Raw genomic sequence first — 14,075 nt, forward strand, 5'->3', positions numbered from 1 at the left:
AAGGACATCCCCATGATTCACCCTCCCGTCACCGCGCCGCGAGTATCTCGCCGTGGCCTGCTCGGCGGCGCCGCCGCCGTCTCCGCCGCCCTGCTCACCGGCTGCGGCCCGGGTCAGGACCCGGCCACCACCTCGTCCGGGCAGCCCCAGCGCGGCGGCCGGCTGCGGGTGGCGTTCGCCGGCGGTGGTGTCAACGAGACGTTGGACCCGCACCTGGCGAACCTGTTCAACGAGGCATCGCGCGCCAAGGCGATGTTCGACAAGCTCGCCGACTACGGCCCGGACGTCTCCATCCAGCCCCGCCTCGCCGAACGCTGGGAGCCCAGCGGCGACCTCACCCGCTGGCGGATCACCCTGCGCCAGGCCACCTTCCACGACGGCAGGCCGGTCCGCTCCGCCGACGTGCTCTACAGCTACACCAGGATCACCGACCCGAAGCGGGCGTTCCGCGCCAAGGCCAGCCTCGGCCTGCTCGACCTGCCCAACAGCCGGGCCGTCGACGACCGCACCCTGGAGTTTGCCCTCAAGCAGCCCTTCGCGGAGTTCCCCAACGCCCTGGCCGCGTTCGGCGCGTACATCGTCCCCGAGGGCGCCGACAGCTTCGAGCGGCCCGTCGGTTCCGGGCCGTTCACCTTCGACTCCTGGCAACCCGGCCGGTCGCTGCTGCTCAAGCGGTACGACGGCTACTGGGAGGGCGCCGCGCACCTCGACGAGCTGGAGTATCTGATCAGCAACGAGGAGTCGGCCCGAGTCAACGCCCTCCTCGCCGGCCAGGTCGACTACGCGCACGACATCACCCCCACCACCGCCCGTACCCACGCCGACGGCGGCCGGATGACCGTCACCCGGATGCCGAACAGCACCATGCAGTCGTTCGCCATGAAGGTCGACCGGCCACCGTTCGACAACCGCGACCTGCGCGAGGCCATGTTCCTGCTCACCGACCGCCAGCAGTTGGTCGACACTGTCCTGGCCGGTTCCGGTCAGGTCGGCAACGACCTGTTCGGCAAGGGCTACCAGTACTACGCCGACGACATCGCCCAGCGCACCCGCGACCTCGACCGGGCCCGGTTCCTCATCGACAAGGCCGGTGCCAAGGGGCTGCGGATCCCGCTCGACACCGCGTCGGTGGCCAGCGGTTTCGTCGAGGCCGCCAGCGTTTTCGCCGAACAGGCCAAGCAGGCCGGGCTCGTCATCGAAACGGCGATGGGCAACAAGGACACCTACTGGAAGGACATCCTCAACTCCGGTGTGCTGGCCTCGTACCGCTCCGGTGCCATGCCGATCGAAACGCACATCTCGCAGCGGCTGCTGACCAACTCCACCACCAACGCCACCAGATGGGCCCGCCCCGAGTTCGACACCCTCTACGCCAAGGCCATCTCCAGCGCCGATGAAGCGACCCGCCGGCAGGCGTACGGCGACATGCAGCGCACCCTGCACGCCGAGGGCGGATTCCTGATCTGGGGTTTCGCGGACTTCCTCGTCGCCACCGCGCCTCGCGTCGGTGGGGTCTCCTCCGACGCCCCGGCCAACACCCTCGACTGGGCCCGTTTCGACAAGGTCTGGCTGGGGTGAGTCTGCCCCGCTACGCGGCCGGTCGGCTGCTGCTCGGCCTCGGGCAGGTCGCCGGGATCACCACAATCGTGTTCGTGCTCACCGAGGCGTTGCCCGGTGACGCCGCCGTGGTGATCGCCGGCGACCAGCCCGACCCGGCACGCATCGCCGCGATCCGGGCACAACTGGACCTCGACCGACCGGCCTGGCAGCGCTACCTCGACTGGCTGACCGACCTGATCCGCGGCGACCTCGGCGTCTCGCTGATCTCGCAGCGGCCGATCGTCGAACGCCTCGCCGACAGCGCGGCGGCCACTCTGCTGTTGGCGGCGGTGACGCTCCTCGTGCTGGTACCGCTTGCCATCGCGTTGGGCATGCTGGCGGCCCGCCGGGAAGGGGGACGACTGGACCGGATGGTGTCGGCGGTGTCGGTCGCGCTGTACGCGGTACCCGAATTCGCCCTGGCGATCCTGCTCATCGCCGTCTTCGGCGTCCAACTCGGTTGGCTGCCGCCCACCGCGTTCGGCGCGGACCTGCTCGCCCGGCCGTCCGTGCTCGTGCTGCCGCTGCTGGTGCTGCTCGCTCGGCCGATCTGCACCATCAGCCGGCTCACCCGCGCCGGCATGCTCGACGCCCTGCGCGGCGAGCACGTGCGCCATGCCCGACGGCTCGGCATCACCGGCAGCCGGCTCTGGCTTCGCCACGCCCTGCCTGGTGCGTTGGCACCCGTGGTGCAGCAACTCGCCCGCACCACCGACTGGCTGCTCGGCGGCGTCATCGTCGTCGAGGCGGTGTTCGTCATCCCCGGCCTCGGCACCGCCCTGGTCGACGCCGTGTCCACCCGGGACATCCCGACCGTGCAGGCGTTGTGCGTCCTGGTAGCCGTCACCACCGTGGTGGTGAACCTGGCCGCCGACCTGGTGGCGTTCCGCCTCGCACCCCGGATCGGGGCTGTCCGGTGAGGCGGCTGCGCACCCTCACCGGGGCACTGCTGCTCGCGGTGCCGCTCGCGCTGGCCGTGTTCGGCCCGCTGCTGGCCGGCGAGGCGGGCGACCGCACGTTCCCGTTCTCCGGCGACGGTCCGCTGGGCACCGACTTTGTCGGCCGCGACGTGGGGCAGCAGGTCCTGCTCGGCGGCCGGTCCGTCGTCGTGGTCGCCGTCTGCGCGACGCTGCTGGCGTACCTCGTCGGTGTGCCGGTCGGGCTGCTGGCCGCCGCCACCCGCCGCCGATGGGTCGACGAGCTGCTCATGCGCCCCCTCGACCTGATGCTGGCGGTGCCGTCGCTGCTGCTGCTGATCCTGCTGGCCGCCACCGCGCCGCCCGGGCCCCTCACCCTGGTCGGGATCGTCGCGCTGATCGGGCTGCCGGAGATCGCCCGGATCACCCGGGCCGCCGCGCTGCCGCTGGCCCACGGGACGGCCATGGAGGCGATGCGCCTCTACCGGGAGACCTGGTGGCGGCGCGGTCCCGGCTACATCGGTACCGGCATCCGGCGGATCCTGCTGGCCGACGCCGGGGTCCGGTTCATCGGCGCCATCTACCTGGTGGCCACCGCGAGTTTCCTGGGCATCGGCGTGGCACCCGACGCCGCGGACTGGGCCGTCATGGTGGACCGCAATCGCACCGGCCTCTTCCTCCAACCCTGGGCCGTCGCCGTGCCGGCCGCGCTGATCATCTGCCTGGCCGTCGGTCTCAACCTGGTCACCGACCGGATGCTGGTCACCCCTGCCGTGCCCAGCCCCGCACCACCGCCCGTACCAGCCACGACCGGCGACCGCCCGCACGCGCAGAACGCCCTCCTTCAGGTGCGGGAGCTGACGGCCCTGGCCGTCGACCGGACGTTGGTCGACGGCGTCTCGTTCAGCCTGCCGGCTGGCGAGATCCTCGCCGTGATCGGCGCATCCGGCAGCGGCAAGACCACCACCGCCCGGGCCCTGCTCGGCGAGGTAGCCCCCGGCGTCACTCTCACCGGCAGCATCACCCTGGCTGGCCAGCCGGTCACGACCGTCAGCCCGCCCAGGCCCGGCACCGTCGGCTACGTGCCCCAGCAACCCGGCACCGCACTCAACCCCGTACGCCGCATCGGCGCGGTGCTCCATGAGATTGCCCGGCACCAGACACCCGAAGACAGCCGCAGCGCCCATCGGAGCGCGGTGACGGCGACCCTCGAACACGTCAGCCTGCCGACCGATCGCCGGTTCCTGCGCCGCTTCCCACACCAGCTTTCCGGCGGTCAGCAACAACGCCTCGTCATCGCCCACGCCCTGCTGGCCCACGCCGTGCTGCTCATCGCCGACGAACCCACCACCGGCCAGGACGCGATCACCCGCAACGCCGTCGCCCGGGAACTGACGAAACTCGCCCGCGACGGTATCGCCGTCATCCTGCTCAGCCACGATCTGCACCTGGTACGAGCCGTCGCCGACCGGATCCTCGTGCTGCACCGAGGTGCCGCCGTCGAATCCGGTCCGGCCGCCGAGGTGCTCGCCGTGCCGCAGCACCGGCACACCCAGCAACTGCTCGCGACGCCACCGGCCGGGCCACCGGCGGTGGTCGGCGAGGACCGGCCGCTGCTGCGCGTCACCGGCCTGAGCGCCGCCCACCGCGACGGTGGTCGACACCGCGACGTGCTCCGTGACGTCAGCGTGTCCGTCCCCGCCGGGCAGTGCCTGGCGGTGGTCGGCCGGTCCGGCAGTGGCAAGACCACGCTCGCCCGCTGCATCGCCGGCCTGCACCCCGCCCGCACCGGCCAGGTGATCCTCGCCGAGCACCGCCTCGCGGCGCAGCTCGACCAGCGCCAGCCCCACGAACTCGGGGCGGTCCAGTACGTGTTCCAGGACGCCCGTGCCAGCTTCAACCCCTACCGGCCGGTCCTCGACCAGATCGCCGGGCCCGCGCGCCGGCTGCGGGACGCCACGCCGGACCAGGCCCGTCACACCGCCCTGCACCTGCTCGAACGGGTGGGTCTCGCCGAACACACCGTGATCCAACGTCCCGACCGGCTCTCCGGCGGCGAACTGCACCGCGCGGCGCTCGCTCGTGCTCTCGCCAGCGAGCCCCGCGTCCTCATCTGCGACGAGACGACCGCCGGACTCGACAGCGTCACCCGGCACGGCATCCTCACGCTTCTCGACGAGCTGCGACGCACTCTCGGACTGACCGTGGTCATGATCAGCCACGACCGCGACGTCGTGGCCCACCTCGCCGACCACATCGCCGTTCTCGACGACGGAACCGTCGTCGACAGCGGACCGGCCGACGCCCTGCTCAACCACGCACACCACCCGCTGACCCGCGCGCTTCTGCACATCGACCCGGCGACCGCCGCGGCACCGTCGAACCCATGACCGGAGGCACCATGCAGCAGTACCGACGCAACGTCGGCCCGTACGACGTCCAGCCGGCCGACCAACGGCACCTCGACGGAGCGCGCGGCGTCATGCTCGACAGCTTCTACCGCGACTTCGGCTACGGCTACCGGCCCGACTGGCACCGGGACGTCATCGACCTCGACGGCACCTACCTCACGCCGCAGCACCACGCCCTGTTCGTCGCGACCAAGGGCGACGAGGTCGTCGGCACCACCGGGGTGCGGGCCGGTGGGCCCAAGAGCCCACCACACCCGCGTTTCCTCGCCCAGCGCTACCCGGACGAGACCACCGCACAGCTGTTCCGGGTCTACGTCCGGCCGGAACACCGACGCTACGGCCTCGCCCGGGCACTCGTCGGCCTCGCCATCGACTTCGTCACCCGGCAACCGCATTACCAGGCGCTCTACCTGCACACGGATCCGCGCATCGACGGTGCCGAACCGTTCTGGCGGAGCCTGGCCACGCCGATCCACGACCCGCGTGACGGCGGCGACGACATTTACCAGACCGTCCACTTCGAGATCGCGTTGCCCGGCCGCCCCCGTTAGCGACCGGGCAGACCTCGTCGCGCTACGCCGAGCGTTCGGCGGCAGCCCGTGCCGGGCCCGATTCCGCCTCCACCAGTTGGCGGCGCTTGTTGTTGCTGAGCCACCGGTGCGATCCGGGCTTGCGGGCCTCGTTCGTGAGGTGGGCAACGGCGAACCGGTAGGTGAGAGCCTTCAGTTTCGCGCCGAAGCGGCCGCCGACGTACATCCTGTTCGCGGTGTCGTCCCGGCCCGCCAATTGGTAGATGCCGGCACGGGTGCCCAAGCCGACACACATGGCACCGAAGAAGACACTCGTCGGCTCGGCGGGCGTACCCGCGATGCGCCGTAGCACCGTGTCCGCGGCGTGCGCGCCGAGGCAACTCGCCGTGTACGCGCTCATTCGGTACGGCACGCCCGACGGCGCCGCCGAGTCCCCGGCCGCGACGATGCGTTCGTCGTCGACGCTGGTCAGCGTCTCGTCGGTGATCAGGCGCCCGAGGGCGTCGGTCCGCAACCCGCTGCGCGTGGCCAGATCCGGCACCCCGAAGCCTGCGGTCCAGATGGTGATCGTGCTCGGCAGCGTACGACCGTCACCGAGCCGCACGGCGTCCCGCGTGACCTCGGTGACCTCGGTGCCGGGACCGGCCAGGACGTCCACGCCGATCCTGGTGAGTGACCTGGCGGCGGCGCGTCGGGCCCGTGGGTGCAGGTACGCGCCGAGCGTACCCCCGCAGACCAGACTGACCCGGTGCCCCCGCTCGGCCAACTCGGCGGCGGTCTCGATGCCGGTCGGCCCGGCGCCCACGACCGTCACCGGAGTCGCGGGGCCCTGGTCGTCGAGGATCGAGCGCAGCCGCTGCGCTGCCTCGAGGGTGGCCATCGGGTAGGCGAACTCGGCCGCGCCGGGAACGCGTGATTCGGCGCTCGCGCTGCCCGCCGCGTAGACGAGGTAGTCGTAGCCGAGTGTGCCGGCCCCCAGCAGAGTCACACTGCGCTGAGCCGCGTCGATTGCGGTGACGGTGTCCTGGATCAGCCGCACGTCTTCGGCCAGCACCTGCCGGTAGGGCACGACCGCATCGTGGACACCGGCGACCACGTGGTGCAGCCGGAGCCGGATGACGAAGTCCGGCCGCGGATTCACCACGGTCACGGTGACGTCGTCGCGCTGCATCAGGCGATTGGCCGCCATCACGCCGGCAAATCCGCCGCCGACCACTACCACCCTGGTGTTCCCTGCCATGTCTGACTCCCTTCGCGGACGGTTCAACCCCCGAGACACCGGCAGAGCCCCAGGTGTGACTGGCGTGGCTCACCTCACTTCCTGCCGCCGCCATCCCGACTGGTCGGCGGGTGGTGGAACGGCGTGATCCCCTGACGGGATCAACAGGCCGTCAGGGGATCACCGCGGAGTCGGGTCAGAGCGCCGCCACCGCCGCGTCGTCATTGCCCGGCATCCGGGTCACGCTGGGCAGCAGCGGATCGGTCACTGCCGATCGTCGGCTCGCCTCGTCGGTCGGGCAGATCGCGGTTTGCAGCAACGTGTACCAGGCAATGTCGATCGGGTGTGGATCGGGCAGGCCGATCTGGTAGTGGCTGAGGTTGATCCCGGAGGACACCTGGCGGGTGCCGTCGCGGCTGTGCATCGAGTACGTCAGGTGACCGATGACCGCGCCGTCATGCCCCCAGAACTCGCCGCACGGCGTGGGCAGTGAGTAGATGCCGAGCCCGTAGCTGCCGGCTTCGGGTTGCTCCGGCAGCATCGGCACCCCGGTGAGCATCTCGTCGAGGGTGGTCGGGCTGAGCAGGTCACCGCCGAGCAGCGCCCGGAAGAAGGTGTTCAGGTCTGCCGTGGTGGCGATCATCTCGCCGGCCGTCCATGCCCAGCTCATGTTGAACTCGCTGAGGTCGCGTACGCCGAACGGGGCGAAGTAGGCACCGCTGTGCGGGCCGCGGATCCTCGGGTCGGCGCCGGGGAAGGACGTTCCGGTGAGTTTCAGCGGCCGCAGGATGCGCCGCTGCACCTCGGCCGCCGCATCCTTGCCGGTGATCTTTTCGATCAGCAGGCCGGCCAGGACGTAGTTGGTGTTCGAGTAGCTGAACCGGGCGCCGGGAGCGTTTGTCGGGGGCATGGCCAGGCCGATGGCGACCAGGTCCGCCGGGGCGTACGTGGTGACCTGCATCTGGTTGATCGCCGCGTACGAGTCGAGCAGGGCGTTGGTGTAGTTGCCGATGCCGCTGGTGTGGTTCAGCAGCATCCGGACGGTGACCTGGTCGCCGAGCTCACCCGGCACGACGTCGGGCAGCCACTGCCCGATCGGGTCGTCGAGGCCCAACCGGTCCTCGTCAACGAGTTGGAGCACGGTGGTGGCGACGAAGGTCTTGGTGATGCTGCCGATCCGGTGCCGCAGTTGCGGCTGCATCGGTCGAGGTCTGGTCAGGAACGCCTGGCCGGCGGCGTCACGCCAGTCGCGCCGGCCATCGCGCACGGCGACCAGGACGCCTGGGGCGCCGGCTTCGGGTACCGCGGCGAGTGCGTTGCGCAGTTCGGCGCGGTCCAGCCCGCCGGCGGTTGGCCCGGCTGGCGGACGCGGCTGAGCTGCGGCGGAGGCGGGTACGACAGCGATCGCGGTTGCCAGCGCCACGCTGGACGCCACGATCTTCAGTGTCCGAAATGTACGTGACATACAGACATACTCACCGGGTCCGACCCTGGTCACATCCTGCTCAGGCGGGAGATCCGGCTCCCGCTGCGGTACGAAGGAGAGTCAACCGATCGACGCACGGCCGGGCTGTCGATGTTCGACTTTCCGGTTCGAGCGGCAACTCTCGGGGTGCGTCCTGCCGTCGTCATGCCCAGGCAGGCGGGGTTTGGCGACTGCGGCGACGGGGGTAGAGAGCGTCCGCTCGTCAGCCAACCCCCGAAGGAGACGGTCATGTCGGTGCAGGCGTTCCTCTATGTCGTCGCGGTCATCCTGCTCGTGCTCGCCGCGTTGCCCCTGCCTACCCGGGGCGTCTCGCTCGCGCTGCTCGGCGCGGCGTGCGCCCTGCTGGCCTACGCCTGGCCGGTGATCACCGGTTAGGAAGGACCAGTCGTGCTCGTCCGAGGAGCCCTGCCGTCGCTATGGCAGGGCTCCTGCCGTTGTCGCCGCCTGTGGTGCACGCAGCGGGTGCGGTGGTCGACTCACCGTGTCGGTCGGCGGGCGGCCCAGACGCTGCGCTCGGTTCGGACGGCGAGATCGCTGCTGCGCAGGATGCTGTGCTGGTTGTCGGTGTCCAGCAGCCGGTCGAGTGCGGCAAGATCCTCGGGGGCGAGGGCGTCGGCGACGCTGTGGCGGATGCGCTGGAGGCTGGTCTGGGCGTAGACGCCGACCCGCTTGTCGTTCGAGCCGTTGACCCGCACGGTCAGCCGGCGCTCAGCTTCGACTGTGAATCCGGCGGCGGTGAGCAGCGGCCCCCAGTCGGCGCCGCGGTGGGGAAGGTGCGCGGCGTGGACGCGGGCGCCGGCGGCGTGGCAGCGCTCTTCCAGACCGGGGCGGTCGTCCGGGGCGCTCTCGGGGAGGAATCGCGGGAAGCCGGCCAGCTCCACGACGGCGAACAGGCCGCCCGGGGGCAACAGGTCGTGGACCGCGCGCAGGACCTGGTCGGGGTGGGCCATGTGGTGCAGCGAAGCGGAGGCCCACACCAGGTCCGGGGTGCCGAGCTCGGGCCAGTCGGGCTCGTCGAGGTTGGCCTGGACGGTCCGCACCCGCTTCGTCTCACCTCGGCCGTACGCCTTGTCCCGCAGCCGCTGGAGGTGCCCGGCCGAGGAGTCGACAGCGGTCACGTGCGCCTCGGGGAAGCGGTCGAGGAGGGCGAAGGTTCCCGCTCCGGTGCCGCTGCCCAGATCCACGATCTGGCGCGGGGGAGTGTCGACAGGTAGCCAGGCCGTGATCTCGGTGAGGTGCGCCGCGAGGACTTCCGCGTCCAGGTCGAGGATCTCCGCCTGTCCGGCATCGTGGCATGCGCGGTGGGCTGCGTGGGTCATACCCCGACGTTAAGACGGTCATGCGCACACGGCACGATCGCTTCCCGATTACGCAAGACGGTGGGCGAAGGAGTGGCCTGACACGCAAGAACGATCGTCTGCGCCGCGCTGTGGTGGTGGGACGAGCCGTCACCGTCGCGGGTTCTCTTTCTCGCGCTGCTGGTGTCCGCGGCGGGCGTCGCGGTCGAAGATGCCCAGGATCTCGCAGGGGCGACCGTCGGCGCCGATGGCGTGCGGCAGCATGGTGGGGAACTCGGCGGCCTGGTTGGTCTCGAGGCGGAAACGCCGGTGGCCGAGCAGCAGGACCGCAGTGCCGGACAGGACCACGAGCCATTCGCGGCCAGGGTGGGCGCGCATGCGGGCCGGATTGTCCGGTGGCGGCTCGGTCATCCGTTGACGGACGACGGACATGCCCGGATCGGCCTTGATGGGCCAGCGCATCAACCCGTGGGCGCCATCGATCATCGGGCTGGTGACGATGTCGTCTGAGGCGGTCTCCACGAGCTGGTCCAGGGTGGTGTCGAGGGCGTGGGCGAGCGTGACGAGCTGGTCCAGGGCGAGGCGGCGCTGGCCGTTCTCGATGCGGCTGAGCGAGGACTGACTGAGCCGGGCCCGGGTGGCCAGTTCTTCCAGTGACCAGCCCTGGGCGACCCGCAGAGCGCGGATCCGTTTGCGTACGAGGCTGTCCAGGTCACCATCATCTTGCGTCATAGGCAACATCGTATGCCCCTAGGGCAGTGCGTGGTTAGCGTCGTGCGTACCAGGCCCGGACCATTCGGGCCGTTCGCAGAGGGAAAGACCGATGACCTTCGTACGGCGCACCCTACGCCGCACTCCGCAGGCCCTTGACCCGCTCCGGGGCCTGCCCTCGGTTCGCCGATCGCTACCGCGCCCCCTTGTCGGGAGGAATTCATGAGTACGTACCAGCCGGCGGAGCTGAGCACAGCGGCGCAGGACGGTGCTGTGGTCGGCGGAAGCGCGCCAGATGCCCGTCAGCTTCGCTTGATCCTGATCGCGGTCTCCGTCGCCCTGATGGCCGTGATCGCTTCCGTCTCGGGCCTGAACGTGGCCCAGACCCATCTCGCAGTCGACTTCGGCGCCGCACAGACCACCGTCCTCTGGATCATCAACAGCTACACCCTCACCCTGGCTGCGCTGCTGCTCCCGCTCGGTGCCCTGGGCGACCGGTTGGGTCGCAAGCCCATGCTGATCGCCGGGCTGGTCGTGTTCGGTGCGGCGAGCGTCGCAGCGGGCCTTGCCCCGAACGCCGAGATCATGATCGCGGCACGGGTGCTCAGTGGTGTCAGCGCCGCGATGATCATGCCGATCACCCTGGCGGTGATCACCTCCACCTTCCCCGAGCGCGAACGCGGCAAGGCGATCGGCGTCTGGACGGGCGTCGCCGGTGGCGGTGGCATCCTCGGCATGTTTCTCTCCGCCCTGCTCGTCGACGTGGCCTCCTGGCGCTGGCTGTTCGTCCTGCCCGTGGCCCTTGGCATCGTGGCCCTGGCCATGGCGGTGCGGTCGGTGCCCAACTCCCGCGAGTTCTCCGCCCACCCCTTCGACCTCCTCGGCGCGCTGACCTCCAGCGTGGCCGTGGTGGGGCTCATCTACGTGCTGCACGAGGCACCGGAACGCGGCTGGAGCGACCGCGTCACCATGATCAGCCTCGTCGTCGGCCTGGCCGCACTCATCGCGTTCGTGACCTGGGAACTGTGGCGTCGGGACGCCTCGCTGTTGGACGTCCGCCTGTTCCGCGAGTGGGATCTGGCCGGTGGTTCGCTCACGCTCCTGGTCGTCTTCGGCGTCCAGGCAGGCATCGCCGTGGTCCTCTTTCCGTTCTTCCAGGCCGTGCTCGGCTGGTCGGGACTGCTGTCGACCCTCGCGATGATGCCCATGGCGGTACTGATGATGATCACGTCCGCGCTGGCCCCGCACCTTGCCGCCCGCATCGGCTCCCGATCCACCGTGGCCCTCGGTGTCGCTCTGGGTGGCGTCGGTCTGACCCTCATGGCCCTGGTCGTCTCCGTGGACGGCGGCTACCGCTCCGTCCTGCCCGGCATGCTCGCCATGGGCATCGGCATGGGCTTCTCGATGGCTCCCTCCACCGAGGCGATCACCAGCTCCCTGCCCGTTGCCAAGCAGGGTGTCGCCTCCGCCCTCAACGACATCACCCGTGAGTTCGGCACCGCGCTCGGCGTCGCCATGCTCGGCGCACTACTGTCCGCCGGCTACCGCGTTTCCATCGACGACAAGCTGCACGGCATTCCCGCCGACACCGCCAGTACCGCCCGTGAGGGTGTCGCCAACGCCCTGGACGTGGCCGGGGAATCCAGCTCCCACGGCCCGCAGGTGATCCACGCCGCGCAGCAGGCGTTCGTGGACGGGTGGCGACAGGCCATGGTGGTAGGCGCCGCCGTCATGGCTGTCATGTTCCTCGTCGTCCTGGCCGGCGGCCCCAAGCGCCGCCCCGCACCACCGGCCGAGGTGACCAGAGCCACCGGGACCGTCCCGCGCTGACCACTGGTGCTGGTGGTGAGCTCGCGGACACCACGGTGACTGTCGAGCTGGCATGCTCTGGGAAGTGTCGGGACTGATCGGGGGAACCGCCGGGCGCCGGGAAGGGACCACCATGGGCACCGAGTTGGCCGACATCCTGGATGCGGCAGCCCAGGGGCACTTCCCGGCGCCGGACGGCGGCGTCACCGTGGTGCCACAGCCGAACAGTCGTGATGCCGGAGTGGTCGCCTTCACCGCCCACTCGGTGGTCTTCACCGACGAGGACCCGTTGTGGGTGCGCCGCATCCTCGCGTCGCTCGACTGCGACCCCCTGGCGGCCACGATGAATCCGGCCTTTCTGCACGCGCTGCTCGACCGCACCCGGCGCGCCATGGACACGATCGACCTCCTGACCGTGGCGAGCCCGCTGGCCGGTGAGCCTCCGCTGGACCTGACAGAGGTGACCAACGCGGATCATCCACGCCGGATCAGGGCCGGTAAACGCCGTGACGAGCTGCGCGTCTGGGCGGCCGACGGCGGAATCGTCATCCTCGGCCGCGGTGTGGCAGGCCGCTGGGAGACGGCGATCGAGGTCGACGAAGGCCATCGAAGCCGGGGCCTCGGGCGGGCACTGGCGACCGCCGCCCGGCACCTGGCGCCCGACGGCCAGCCTGTCTGGGCGCAGCAGGCCGCCGGCAACGCACGCAGCGTCCGCGCTTTCCAGGCGGCTGGCTTCCGGCCGGTGGGAGCCGAAGCGCTCCTGATCTGCACGTAGTGCGGTGTCCAGCAACGTTCGCAACGCTTCTGGACACCGCACCGGGCGACACCGCGAGCGGTGGTGCGGGCCGGGGTGGACGCGTCAGCTCAACCTGAAGGCCACGTTGTCGACGTCGAAGGTCGTGACGCCGTTGCCGGCCGTCTCGCTGGCGAGGAAGCTGACCGTCGCGGCGCGTTCGGTCGTCGCGGTCCCGGACGACATGGTGTACTGCCGCCACTCTGCTCCTCCGTCGAAGGCCAGGGAGAACCGGGTCTTCGGGGGGATGCCGGTTACTGCCAGCCCGACGTTCAGGTAATCGCCACGGCGGGTTTCGGTGGTGGTGGTCCGGACCCAGAAGCGGACCGTCAGGTCGCAGTTGGCCGGAACCGTGACGGTGGTGCGCAGCAGGTCGGTGCGGGTGACGTCCAACCCGGCGAAGGTGGCGTACGCGCGGCCGGTGCGCGCTGGCCGGGTCGTGTCGCCGAGCACGACAATGCGGGGGCCGGCCTCCCAGCCGGTGGTGCCCCGCTCGAACCCGGGGTTGGGATGGATCTGCCCGGTGCAGGGCGGATCGGCTGCCGGCTGGCCGGCGGGTGCGCTGCCCGTGGTCAGGAGCAGCAGAGCCGCAGCGATTGTGGTGGTGACGAGGGCCTTCATCAGTTCTCCCCGAAGCAAGGCATTCGAGACGGTCAATCGACCATGCTTCACGGAGGTTGGCGCGTCAAGCCCGTCCCACCAGGGACAGCGGAGCCGGCAGCCTACAGTCGGACCATGAGCACCGACACCGGAATGCGGCTCCGATTGCCTCGGCCGCAGTCGTGACACCCGCAACGTCAGCAGGGTCAGGAGCGACAGCAGCCGCCGCCGGTCCCGTACGCGCCGTCTACCCCGGCAGCTTTCATCCCTTCACCGCCGGGCATATGAACGTGGTGCACCGTGCACGTGGCCTCTTCGACGAAGTGGTCGTGCTGGTCGCCGTCAACAGCGACAAGCGCCCAGGCGTCGACGAGGAGGAGCGGGCCGCCGCCGTCCGGGCTGCCCTGCCGGTCGAGTGGACCTCTGTCACCGTGGTGGCCTGGAGCGGGTTGACCTCCGACTACTGCCGTAGCCATGACGTGGCGGTCATCGTGCGGGGCGTGCGGAACACCACCGACCTTCAGGCCGAGTACCGACTCGCCGCGATGAACCAGTCGCTCGGTGTCCCCACGGTGTTGCTGCCAGCGCAGCCCGAACTGACCAGGCTGTCCTCGACAGCGGTACGCACGCTGGGACGCTGACCCGCTTCGAAGATGCCGACCGACCCTGGTGATGAGTTGTCGCGCCCGCATCCGTCATACC

Annotated in this window: 13 protein-coding genes; 8 read left to right on the forward strand and 5 right to left on the reverse strand. The window is 70.5% G+C overall.

What is annotated here, in order from left to right:
* The first annotated feature begins 12 nt into the window (after window positions 1-12).
* Genes O7624_RS28125 through O7624_RS28140 form a run of 4 tightly spaced genes read left to right on the forward strand, consistent with a single transcriptional unit; the run spans window position 13 to window position 5,478 of the window.
* Window positions 13-1,578, forward strand: coding sequence for an ABC transporter substrate-binding protein (locus O7624_RS28125; RefSeq protein WP_282237989.1), 1,566 nt, complete (start codon window positions 13-15; stop codon window positions 1,576-1,578).
* On the forward strand, window positions 1,575-2,519 hold the full coding sequence (locus O7624_RS28130) for an ABC transporter permease (protein WP_198413234.1): 945 nt from the start codon (window positions 1,575-1,577) through the stop codon (window positions 2,517-2,519). The genes O7624_RS28125 and O7624_RS28130 overlap by 4 nt, the downstream gene beginning before the upstream one ends.
* Window positions 2,516-4,906 carry an ATP-binding cassette domain-containing protein gene (locus O7624_RS28135; protein ID WP_282237990.1) on the forward strand — a complete coding sequence of 797 codons (2,391 nt, stop codon included), beginning with the start codon at window positions 2,516-2,518 and terminating at the stop codon, window positions 4,904-4,906. Before O7624_RS28130 ends, O7624_RS28135 begins: the two co-directional genes overlap by 4 nt.
* On the forward strand, window positions 4,903-5,478 hold the full coding sequence (locus O7624_RS28140) for a GNAT family N-acetyltransferase (RefSeq protein WP_282237991.1): 576 nt from the start codon (window positions 4,903-4,905) through the stop codon (window positions 5,476-5,478). The genes O7624_RS28135 and O7624_RS28140 overlap by 4 nt, the downstream gene beginning before the upstream one ends.
* Window positions 5,479-5,500: 22 nt before the next feature.
* On the opposite strand, the gene O7624_RS28145 is transcribed toward O7624_RS28140, so the two are convergent.
* Window positions 5,501-6,697: an FAD-dependent oxidoreductase gene (locus O7624_RS28145; RefSeq protein ID WP_282237992.1), complete on the reverse strand. Its 1,197-nt coding sequence runs from the start codon at window positions 6,695-6,697 to the stop codon at window positions 5,501-5,503.
* 175 nt (window positions 6,698-6,872) lie between these two features.
* Window positions 6,873-8,111, reverse strand: a complete 1,239-nt coding sequence (locus O7624_RS28150; protein ID WP_282237993.1) for a serine hydrolase domain-containing protein — start codon at window positions 8,109-8,111, stop codon at window positions 6,873-6,875.
* Window positions 8,112-8,390: 279 nt separating this feature from the next.
* Between O7624_RS28150 and O7624_RS28155 the strand changes: the two genes are divergently transcribed.
* Window positions 8,391-8,537 (forward strand): hypothetical protein, encoded by a 147-nt coding sequence (locus O7624_RS28155; protein WP_210934774.1) that lies wholly within the window; start codon window positions 8,391-8,393, stop codon window positions 8,535-8,537.
* 101 nt (window positions 8,538-8,638) lie between these two features.
* Here O7624_RS28155 and O7624_RS28160 read toward each other — a convergent pair whose 3' ends face one another.
* Together O7624_RS28160 and O7624_RS28165 are read right to left on the reverse strand one after the other, a co-directional pair.
* A complete protein-coding gene (locus O7624_RS28160) occupies window positions 8,639-9,481 on the reverse strand; it encodes a class I SAM-dependent methyltransferase (RefSeq protein WP_282237994.1) in 843 nt (280 codons plus the stop codon).
* Between the two features lie 129 nt (window positions 9,482-9,610).
* The gene (locus tag O7624_RS28165; RefSeq protein WP_282237995.1) at window positions 9,611-10,192 is read right to left on the reverse strand and encodes an XRE family transcriptional regulator; all 582 of its coding nucleotides are present in this window, start codon (window positions 10,190-10,192) and stop codon (window positions 9,611-9,613) included.
* Between the two features lie 201 nt (window positions 10,193-10,393).
* On the opposite strand from O7624_RS28165, the gene O7624_RS28170 reads away from it, so the two are divergent.
* Both O7624_RS28170 and O7624_RS28175 read left to right on the forward strand, forming a co-directional pair.
* A complete protein-coding gene (locus O7624_RS28170) occupies window positions 10,394-12,001 on the forward strand; it encodes a DHA2 family efflux MFS transporter permease subunit (RefSeq protein WP_282237996.1) in 1,608 nt (535 codons plus the stop codon).
* Window positions 12,002-12,113: 112 nt separating this feature from the next.
* A complete protein-coding gene (locus tag O7624_RS28175; protein WP_282237997.1) occupies window positions 12,114-12,755 on the forward strand; it encodes a GNAT family N-acetyltransferase in 642 nt (213 codons plus the stop codon).
* Window positions 12,756-12,839: 84 nt separating this feature from the next.
* Here O7624_RS28175 and O7624_RS28180 read toward each other — a convergent pair whose 3' ends face one another.
* Window positions 12,840-13,394 (reverse strand): hypothetical protein, encoded by a 555-nt coding sequence (locus O7624_RS28180; RefSeq protein WP_282237998.1) that lies wholly within the window; start codon window positions 13,392-13,394, stop codon window positions 12,840-12,842.
* Window positions 13,395-13,555: 161 nt separating this feature from the next.
* On the opposite strand from O7624_RS28180, the gene coaD reads away from it, so the two are divergent.
* Entirely contained in the window at window positions 13,556-14,014 is a 459-nt protein-coding gene (coaD, locus tag O7624_RS28185) for a pantetheine-phosphate adenylyltransferase (protein WP_282237999.1), read from the forward strand.
* Window positions 14,015-14,075: the final 61 nt, after the last annotated feature.

Source organism: Verrucosispora sp. WMMD1129, from assembly GCF_029581255.1.
GTDB classification, from domain to species: Bacteria; Actinomycetota; Actinomycetes; order Mycobacteriales; family Micromonosporaceae; genus Micromonospora; species Micromonospora sediminimaris.

What these genes read in the sequence shown, in the direction of transcription:
- O7624_RS28125 (WP_282237989.1), top strand. Translation starts at nt 13, where the DNA reads ATGATTCACCCTCCCGTCACCGCGCCGCGAGTATCTCGCCGTGGCCTG.
- O7624_RS28140 (WP_282237991.1), top strand. Translation starts at nt 4,903, where the DNA reads ATGACCGGAGGCACCATGCAGCAGTACCGACGCAACGTCGGCCCGTAC.
- O7624_RS28145 (WP_282237992.1), bottom strand. Translation starts at nt 6,697, where the DNA reads ATGGCAGGGAACACCAGGGTGGTAGTGGTCGGCGGCGGATTTGCCGGC.
- O7624_RS28155 (WP_210934774.1), top strand. Translation starts at nt 8,391, where the DNA reads ATGTCGGTGCAGGCGTTCCTCTATGTCGTCGCGGTCATCCTGCTCGTG.
- O7624_RS28160 (WP_282237994.1), bottom strand. Translation starts at nt 9,481, where the DNA reads ATGACCCACGCAGCCCACCGCGCATGCCACGATGCCGGACAGGCGGAG.
- O7624_RS28165 (WP_282237995.1), bottom strand. Translation starts at nt 10,192, where the DNA reads ATGACGCAAGATGATGGTGACCTGGACAGCCTCGTACGCAAACGGATC.
- O7624_RS28170 (WP_282237996.1), top strand. Translation starts at nt 10,394, where the DNA reads ATGAGTACGTACCAGCCGGCGGAGCTGAGCACAGCGGCGCAGGACGGT.
- O7624_RS28175 (WP_282237997.1), top strand. Translation starts at nt 12,114, where the DNA reads ATGGGCACCGAGTTGGCCGACATCCTGGATGCGGCAGCCCAGGGGCAC.
- O7624_RS28180 (WP_282237998.1), bottom strand. Translation starts at nt 13,394, where the DNA reads ATGAAGGCCCTCGTCACCACCACAATCGCTGCGGCTCTGCTGCTCCTG.